This window comes from Kineosporia sp. NBRC 101731 (assembly GCF_030269305.1).
Classification (GTDB): domain Bacteria; phylum Actinomycetota; class Actinomycetes; order Actinomycetales; family Kineosporiaceae; genus Kineosporia.
Genome location: NZ_BSTC01000005.1, coordinates 523,421 through 532,339, shown reverse-complemented (window position 1 = coordinate 532,339; position 8,919 = coordinate 523,421). Strand labels below are relative to the sequence as shown.

Genomic DNA, 8,919 nt, shown 5'->3' with positions numbered 1-8,919 from the left:
CCGCCAGCGTTCGTCCTGAGCCAGGATCAAACTCTCCGTAAATAATCTTCTAGAAGAAGAAATACTGCGAAGATAGTCATGCAAATCCTGACCAATAAGAACCAGACCCATCACCAGACACACCGACGGGGGTCGATACATGCCTGAAGCCTGATCCATCAGCCAAGGACCAGCCTTAACGGCTAGCCAATTGGCATCGGTTGTTCAGATGCGCTGTTGAATTCTCAAGGAGCGGACGCTCACCGCAGTTCCTCTTGCGAGGTTCCTCGGGGCAACCTTTCCAACTTACCCGGCTGACCAGGCGGTGTAAACCTTACCAGAAGGTTTTCGCTGCTCTGTCCAACCGGACTCCCAGGCGAACCACGTGGGTTCAACCCTTGCGGATTGAACCTCGACCGGAGTTCTTGGGAAGTTGACCCGGGACCGGCCACTTCCGTGTCCGTGCCTCCCGCGCTGCCAACATGTAGAACTTTACGTACGCCCGACCACCAGGTCAAATCGATGTGACATCTACACGCCGATGTACCCCAAAAGGGCTACGCAGCAACGCGGATCAGTCCCGTCGAAGCATCGGGACGCCCAGTGAGACGGGACGCGGGCCACTGCTGGCAGACGCCGCCGGCGACGGCCCGCACGCATCGATCTGACGGCGCTCCCATGCGTCTCCGGCTTGGCTCCGGCGCACCTGATAGGCCTCACCCGACTCGTCGGCGACCAGGTGGTGGGGGGCTCCGTAGGAGACGCGTACCGACACGAAGTCACCTGGGCGCGGAGACTCGCCGCCGTCGGGCACGGTGAAGTGCACGAGCCGGTTGTCGGGGGCGCGGCCGGACAGGCGGGTAGTGGCACCGTCTTTACGACCCCGGTTCTCCATCACCAGGAGCTCGAGCATCTGCCCCTCCAGCTTGCGGTTCTCCTGCCAGGAAATCTCTTCCTGGAGCTTGAGCAGCCGCTCGTACCGCTCCTGCACGACCTTCTTCGGCAGCTGGTCGGGCAGGGTCGCGGCCGGGGTACCCGGGCGCTGTGAGTACTGGAAGGTGAAAGCCTGCGCAAAACGGGCCTGTGCGACCACGTCGAGCGTGCCCTGGAAGTCCTCCTCGGTCTCCCCGGGGAATCCGACGATGATGTCCGTCGAGATCGCCGCGTGCGGGATCTGCTCCCGCACCCGCTCGAGGATGCCGAGGAACTTCTTCGACCGGTACGACCGGCGCATCTCCTTGAGCATCCGGTCGGAACCCGACTGCAGCGGCATGTGCAGTTGCGGCATCACGTTGGGGGTCTGCGCCATCGCGTCGATCACGTCGTCGGTGAACGCGGCCGGGTGGGGACTGGTGAAGCGCACCCGCTCCAGGCCCTCGATCGCACCACAGGCCCGCAGCAGCGCCGCGAATGCTCCCTTGTCGCCGAACTCCACACCGTAGGTGTTCACGTTCTGCCCGAGCAGCGTCACCTCGACCACGCCCTCGGCGACCAGTGCCTCGACCTCGGCCAGGATCTCGCCCGGACGCCGGTCACGCTCCTTGCCGCGCAGCGAGGGCACGATGCAGAACGTGCAGGTGTTGTTGCAGCCGACGCTGATCGACACCCAGGCCGCCGCGGCCGACTCGCGCCGGGTGGGCAGGGTGGAGGGGAAGACCTCCAGCGACTCCAGGATCTCGACCTGGGCCGACTCGTTGTGCCGGGCCCGCTCGAGCAGCACCGGCAGCGACCCGATGTTGTGGGTGCCGAAGACGACATCCACCCAGGGAGCCTTCTTCACGATCGTGTCGCGGTCTTTCTGCGCCAGGCAGCCACCGACCGCGATCTGCATGCCGGGCTTGCCGGCCTTCACCGGCGCCAGCTGGCCCAGGTTGCCGTAGAGCTTGTTGTCGGCGTTCTCGCGAACCGCGCAGGTATTGAAGACGACCAGGTCGGCGCCCTCTCCCCCGGGTTCGGCGGGGACGTACCCGGCGGCGTCCAGCAGGCCGGACAGCCGCTCCGAGTCGTGCACGTTCATCTGGCACCCGAAGGTGCGCACCTCGTAGGTGCGCGTCGTGGTGCCGTCAGCGGACGCGGGGGTCTCGTGTTCGATCGTCGTCATAGCAGGTCAACTCTACGACGCCAGGATGACGTGTGAGTTCCACTACCGGCCGCGGGGGTAACGGTTCAGGACATCCCGCAGCGGTGGCACGACCACACCCTCCTGCGCCATCAGCCGGCGCAGGCCGCGGCGGTTGTGCAGAACCCCGGCCAGCCCGGCCAGCCAGAGCAGGTAGAAGCTGCCGAACGCGACCCGGAAGGCGTCCAGGTCGTAGGTCGCGGGGGTACCGGCGCCCTGCGTGTCCAACAGGGTCCCGATCATCAGCAGAGCCAGCAGCGACGCGAAGAAACCGGCGCTGTTGGCGATGCCGGTGGCACTGCTGATCAGGTGCGGCGGGTTGGACGTGCGGGCGAAGTCGAGGCCCACCAGCGACCCCGGCCCACCGGAGCCCATGCTGATCACCAGCAGGACGAGGAGCCACAGTGGCGAAGCTCCCGGATGCAGCAGCACCGCGGCCAGCGCGAGCGCCTGCGCCCCGACGATGCTCAGCACCACCCACGACCGGCGCAGCGGGTGCCGGCCGACGAACCGGCCGACCAGGAGCCCGGTGGCAGCGTTGGCCAGCACGTAGAGCGTGAGCAGAGCCTGGGCCCGGCCGGTGGACAGGCCTTCACCCGCCGTCAGGTAGGGGAATCCCCAGAGCAGCGCGAAGACGTTGCCGGCGGGTGGGGTGACGAAGTGGGTCCAGAAGCCCAGGCGCGTGCCCGGGTTGCTCCACACCTCCCGTAACTGTCGGCGGACTCCCGGGCTGGGAGGCAGGTCCGGCACGGTCCGGCCGGGTGGCTCGTTGCGCACGCTCAGGCCCACCGCGAGCGCGGAGACCAGCAGGAGCACGGCGAGGCCGAGGAAGGCGAAGGACCAGCCGCGGGCGTGCACCAGGGCCAGGAAGGGCACCACGCTGATGATCTGCCCGGACTGCGCGACCAGCCCGGTGACCTGGGTGAGCAGGGGGGCGCTGGAGGGCGGGAACCAGGCGATGATCAGCCGGACCACGGAGACGAAGACGGTGGCGTCGCCGGCCCCGACCAGGATCCGGGCGGCGAAGGCTCCCGGAACGCTCTCGGTCAGGGCGAGCAGTGCCTGGCCGGAGGCCATCACCAGCAGGCCGACCGTGAGCACCCGGCGCGGGCCGGCCCGGTCGAGGATCACCCCGACGGGCAGCTGCATGGCGCCGTAGACGCCGAGTTGCAGCACGGCGAAGGTGGAGAGGGTGGCGGCCGCGACGCCGAACCGGTCGGAGGTTTCGACCGCGACGGCGGACAGGGATGAGCGGCTGGTGATGGCCAGGATGTAGGCCATCACGCCGAGGGACCAGACGAACCAGGCCCGGGTGGTGCTCACGGGACGCGTTTCCTTCGGTGGGACCGGAGGCCGGGTGTTCGCGTCGTCCCCACCGCACGCGACACCGCAAGCGACCGGAACGACAAGACGTCCCCGGCCCGTACCCCCATGTTGTATCGCACCGGATCCGTGCCCGTTCGGCGTGCTGCATGTTTCGGGCGGATTGCGAGGTGGATCCACGCTGCGGGGATCAGGCATGGTGGGACGATGCGGCAGGCCCGGGCACTCGTTCTCGCGGTGCTCCTTGTGCTGCCCCTGGCCTGTTCGGCCTCCAGCAGCGAGCAGGCGCTGAGCGAGAGTGAGCCGATCGCCGACCGGATCGTGATCACGTCGGGCACCACGGCCGGGGTCTACTACGCGTGGGCGACGGCGCTGAAGCAACAGCTGAAGGAGGCGCATCCCTCGCTCGACGTGGTGGTGCTGCCCTCCTCCGGGAGCATCGAGAACCTGTCCCGACTCAGCGCGGGGACGGCCGATCTGGCGGTGAGCGCGGGGGACGCGGCGGAGAACCGCAACGGGGTGGGGGCCGCCGACGACGTGAGCAGCGATGTGCCGTTGCGCGCGATCGCCCGGATCTACGACGACTACTACCACGTGGTCGTGCCCGCCGGATCGTCGTTGCGGACGTTCTCGGACCTGGCCGGGAAGAAGGTCGCCGTCGGTGACCCGGGTTCGGGTACGGCGCTGATCGCGCGTCGGCTGCTCGGGCTGGCGGGCATCAAGGTGCAGGAGAAAGGACTCGGGATCGTCGACGGTCTCGACGCCCTGCGCGACGGTGAGGTGGACGCGGTGTTCTGGTCGGGCGGTGTGCCCACGACCGCGGTCGAGAATGCCCGGCGCACCAGCCCGCTACGCCTGATCGGGCTGGACGGCCTGCCGCGCCGGATGCGGGCCACGTACGGCTCCGTCTACCGGCCCGCGGCGATCCCGCCCGGCCGTTACGGCGTCTCCGAGCAGGTCGACACGCTCGCCCTGGCCAACATGCTGGTGGCGCGGGCGGACGCGGACGACGACCTGGTCACGGCGGTGATCTCGACGATCTTCGAGCACCGGGAAGCGATCGCCGCGGCCGCGCCGGCCGCGAACCAGACCGACCTGCGCTCGGCCATCCTCACCGGTGGGCTGGACCTGCACCCGGCGGCCGTCGCGTACTACCGGCGGCAGAAGCTCTAGCGAAGGTCAGCGGGGGCCCGGCACCGGCGGCAGCCAGAGCGTCACGCGCAGGCCGCCCTCCTCCCCCGTGTCCACCTCCATCGTGCCGTCGTGCCGTTCCACCAGGGTCTTCGCGATCGACATGCCCAGCCCGGTGCCCTCCTGCTCGGCGTCCTGCGAGCGCCAGAACCGGTCCGACACCCGGGGCAGGTCCTCGGTCGCCACACCCGGCCCGTCGTCGGTCACGGTCACCAGCACCCCGTCGTCCATCGGTCCCGGAGGGTTCGGGGGGTCGGTCACCAGGGCCAGAACAGAGGACGAACCGGGCCCACCGAGCGGGACGGGCGGCGGTTCCGGCGGGGTCGGGAGGAACAAGGTCACAGGACGCACGTCGACCGTGACGGTGCCGCCTTCCGGTGAGTACTTGAGGGCGTTGTCGAGGACGGCGTCGAGCGCCCCGGCCAGGGCCCCGGCATCGTGCTGAGCGCGGGCGTGCGCGACTCCCCGCCGCACCAGATGGATGTCGCGACGGTCGGCGACGACCATCCAGAAGGCCAGCCGCTCGTCCACCACCGCGGCGGCGTCGAGCGGGACGGCGGGGGCGCCGGCGTTCTCGACCGTGGCCAGCGCGAGCATCCGGTCGAGGGTGCCGGCCAGGTGCTTGCCGTCGGCCAGTGCGCGTTCCATCGCCTCGGTCTGCCGGGCCGCTGATGTGCCGGGCATCCCGGCGGCCAGGTTCAGCGCCTCGAGCCGCATGAGCAGCGCGGCGAGCGGGTTGCGCAGCTGGTGGCTGGCATCGGCGACGAAGGCGCGCTGGGCCTCGACGGCGCCTTGCACGTGCACCGCCATCTCGTTGAAAGAGGTCTCCAGACGGCGTAGTTCCGGAGGACCGGAGCCGGTGGGCACCCGGGCGGACAGATCCCCGGCGGAGATCTGGTGTGCGGCCTCGTCCAGGCGCTCGACGGGTTTGAGCAGCCAGCGGGCCAGCCGGTCGGCCAGCGCCACGGCTCCGATCATGGCGACCAGTTCCAGGGCGAGCAGGATCGACCAGCGCTGCAGCACCCGGTTCGCCGCCCGTTCCACCGGCGACACACTCACCACCGCGCCCACGACGTCCCCGTCGCGCACCACCGGCTGGGCGGCCACCAGGGGCTCGTCGTCCCAGGGCTGGATCTGGTCCCAGACCTCGGTGAGCCGGCCGGACAGCGCCGTGTCGAGGGCGGCGTCCTCCGCCGGGTCCAGTTCGGTGGTGGGGTCGTCGTGGCCGCTGAACCGGGGTCGGCGGGCGGCGTCGTACACGGTCACCGAGATGCCGTAGAGCTCCTCGTAACGGCTCAGGTCACGCTCGAGCGCCTGCACCTCGACGGCGCCGGCGTCCGGGGCGAACGGCACGGTGCTGACGAACAACGAGAGGTCGGCCATCCGGTCGGTGTGCATGGTCCGCGCCTCGTCGGAGGCGATACCGGTCATCAGCGGCACCCCCAGGGACGCGAGCACCACACCCATCAGCAACAACAGCAGAGCGGAGAGACGCGTCCTCATCGAGGAGCCGAGCTGTGCATGATCACTACCAGAACCTTGCTGTGCCAGATATTTGCCAGATGCTCAGGACCAGGTGCTGCTCGCGGCACCGATCGCCAGACGGTAGCCCACCCCGCGCACCGTCTCGATCAGGCCCGGTGACTTGGTCTTGGACCGCACGGCGGCCACGTGCACCTCCAGCGTGCGGCCCAGTCCGTCCCAGGTGGACTGCCAGACCTCGCTGATGATCTGCTCCCGCCGGAACACCACGCCCGGGTGCCGCGCCAGGAGCGCCAGCAGGTCGAACTCCTTGCGGGTCAGGGGGATGGACTTGCCGCCCTTGATCACCGTGCGGCTACTGACGTCGATGACGACCTCCTCCGCGGACAACGGCGGGAGTTCCTCCACCGGCTGTGCGTCGTCGGTCGTGGGCGTCGTCCTCAATTCCGGCTCGTCGGCCACCGACTCCGCGATACCCGGACCGAGCGCGGCCGGCTCGCGCCGGTGCCGGCGGGCGATCGCGTGCAGACGCGCCAGCAGCTCGCGCACGTCGTACGGCTTCACCAGGTAGTCGTCGGCGCCCAGGTTGAGTCCGTGCACACGGGCCGTGAGGTCGGAGCGCGCCGTGGCGATGAGGATCGGTACGTCGTGGGTACGGCGGATCCGGCTGCACACCTCGAACCCGTCCCGGTCGGGCAGACCGAGGTCGAGCACGACGGCCTCGGTCTGGGCGTTCAGACGGGCGAGTGCCATGCGAGCGGTGGTCACGTGCTCGACCTCCATGCCGTGCACCCGCAACACGTCGGACAACGCGGCACCGAGCCGCGCATCGTCCTCAACCAGAAGCACACGCATCTTCCTACCATCGCCCCTTCGGGTGTTTCGGGGAAGTCACGTAATCAGTACGTGACCTCAGAGGATCCTCAATTCACCTTTTCGGTGCACCCCCATCTTCCCTACCTTCCAGATACACCATGCAGGAGGAGGAATCAGCAATGACGGCCGAAAACGTTGCACCGGGCGATGATTCAGTGACATCAAAGAGTGTCAATGAGCCCGGCGACCAGGCGGCACTGGTCAGGCTGACCGGCGTCAACAAGCATTTCGGCGCCCTGCACGTACTGCGCGACATCAATCTCACCGTCACCGCGGGAGAGGTGGTCGTGGTGATCGGTCCGTCCGGTTCAGGGAAGTCAACCCTGTGCCGAACGATTAACCGGCTCGAAACAATCGATACGGGAACGATCGAACTCGACGGCAGGCCGCTGCCGGAAGAGGGCAAGGCCCTGGCCAATCTCCGCTCCGACGTCGGAATGGTATTCCAGTCGTTCAACCTGTTCGCCCACAAGACGGTTCTCGAGAACGTCACGCTGGGCCCGATCAAGGTGCGCAAGGCCAAGAAGGCCGACGCCGAGCAGCAGGCCCTGGCCCTGCTCGAGCGGGTCGGCGTGGCCACCCAGAAGGACAAGTACCCGGCTCAGCTCTCGGGTGGCCAGCAGCAGCGCGTGGCGATCGCCCGGGCCCTGGCGATGAAGCCGAAGGTGATGCTCTTCGACGAGCCCACCTCCGCGCTCGACCCGGAAATGATCAACGAGGTGCTCGACGTCATGACTTCCCTTGCCAAGGAAGGAATGACGATGGTCGTGGTGACCCATGAGATGGGCTTCGCCCGCCGGGCCGCCGACCGCGTGGTGTTCATGGCCGACGGCCAGATCGTCGAACAGGCGCCGCCGAGCACCTTCTTCACCAGCCCCAGCAGCGACCGGGCGCGGGACTTCCTCTCCAAGATCCTGACGCACTAAGCATTTTCGACACCAACCAAGAGATTGGCGCACACGATGAAGACCAGCACCCTGCGTTCCCCCCGCCGCCTGCGCACCGCCAAGGTCGCGGCCGTGGTCGCGGTCGGCGTCCTGGCCCTCACCGCCTGCGGCGGGGGTAGCGACAGCGACGACACCGGCGACGCGGAGGCCACCCAGGCCACCTTCGAGGCCGGTACGACGATGGAGACCCTGCAGAAGGCCGGCAAGATCACCATCGGCACCAAGTTCGACCAGCCCGGCTTCGGCCTCAAGGGCCTGACCGACGAGCCCGAGGGCTTCGACGTCGAGATCGCCAAGATCATCGCCGAGGGCCTGGGCATCGACGACGACAACATCACCTGGGTGGAGACCCCCTCCGCCGTGCGTGAGACCAAGATCGAGGACGGCGAGGTCAGCCTGGTCGCCGCCACCTACACGATCAACGACGAGCGCAAGGAACGGATCACGTTCGCCGGCCCGTACTACGAGGCCGGCCAGCAGGTCATGGTGCGCAGCGACGACAGCGCGATCACCGGACCGGAGAGCTTCAAGGCGAACCCCGACCTCAAGGTCTGCTCGGTCGCCGGCTCCACGCCCGCCGACAACATCAGCTCGTACCTGGCGAGCAAGAGCCAGCTCGTCACGTTCGACGTCTACAGCAAGTGTGCGGACGCTCTGCGCACGAACCAGGTGGACGCGGTCACGACCGACAACGTCATCCTGCTGGGCCTGGTCGGCGCGTCCGAGGGCAAGTTCAAGGTCGTCGGCGACACCTTCACCAAGGAGCCGTACGGCATCGGCATCAAGAAGGGCGACACCGCCTTCTGCCAGTACATCGTCGACACGCTGAAGAAGGCGTCGGAGGACGGCTCGTACGAGGAAGCCTGGACCGAGACGGCCGGCAAGGTCGAGGGCTCGACCGTGCCCACCCTGCCCACGGCTGACGCCTGCGCCTGATTCCGCTGAGCTACTGACCGTGCCCGGCACCGGGTCCGACCCCCGGTGCCGGGCCCGGCGATGCCC

The 8,919-nt window shown here is 68.4% G+C and carries 7 protein-coding genes; 3 read left to right on the top strand and 4 right to left on the bottom strand.

Going from position 1 to position 8,919, the window contains the following annotated elements; genetic code table 11:
- Positions 1-553: 553 nt before the first annotated feature.
- On the bottom strand, positions 554-2,080 hold the full coding sequence (gene miaB / locus QSK05_RS17870; RefSeq protein ID WP_285598367.1) for a tRNA (N6-isopentenyl adenosine(37)-C2)-methylthiotransferase MiaB: 1,527 nt from the start codon (positions 2,078-2,080) through the stop codon (positions 554-556).
- Between the two features lie 42 nt (positions 2,081-2,122).
- Entirely contained in the window at positions 2,123-3,421 is a 1,299-nt protein-coding gene (locus QSK05_RS17865; RefSeq protein WP_285598366.1) for an MFS transporter, read from the bottom strand.
- 207 nt (positions 3,422-3,628) lie between these two features.
- On the opposite strand from QSK05_RS17865, the gene QSK05_RS17860 reads away from it, so the two are divergent.
- The gene (locus tag QSK05_RS17860) at positions 3,629-4,594 is read left to right on the top strand and encodes a TAXI family TRAP transporter solute-binding subunit (RefSeq protein ID WP_285598365.1); all 966 of its coding nucleotides are present in this window, start codon (positions 3,629-3,631) and stop codon (positions 4,592-4,594) included.
- Positions 4,595-4,600: 6 nt separating this feature from the next.
- Here QSK05_RS17860 and QSK05_RS17855 read toward each other — a convergent pair whose 3' ends face one another.
- Both QSK05_RS17855 and QSK05_RS17850 read right to left on the bottom strand, forming a co-directional pair.
- The gene (locus QSK05_RS17855) at positions 4,601-6,115 is read right to left on the bottom strand and encodes a sensor histidine kinase (protein WP_285598364.1); all 1,515 of its coding nucleotides are present in this window, start codon (positions 6,113-6,115) and stop codon (positions 4,601-4,603) included.
- Positions 6,116-6,178: 63 nt separating this feature from the next.
- A complete protein-coding gene (locus tag QSK05_RS17850) occupies positions 6,179-6,949 on the bottom strand; it encodes a response regulator transcription factor (protein ID WP_285598363.1) in 771 nt (256 codons plus the stop codon).
- 218 nt (positions 6,950-7,167) lie between these two features.
- Between QSK05_RS17850 and QSK05_RS17845 the strand changes: the two genes are divergently transcribed.
- Together QSK05_RS17845 and QSK05_RS17840 are read left to right on the top strand one after the other, a co-directional pair.
- Positions 7,168-7,896 (top strand): amino acid ABC transporter ATP-binding protein, encoded by a 729-nt coding sequence (locus QSK05_RS17845; protein ID WP_285598370.1) that lies wholly within the window; start codon positions 7,168-7,170, stop codon positions 7,894-7,896.
- Positions 7,897-7,932: 36 nt separating this feature from the next.
- Entirely contained in the window at positions 7,933-8,853 is a 921-nt protein-coding gene (locus tag QSK05_RS17840) for a glutamate ABC transporter substrate-binding protein (RefSeq protein WP_285598362.1), read from the top strand.
- Positions 8,854-8,919 lie beyond the last annotated feature (66 nt).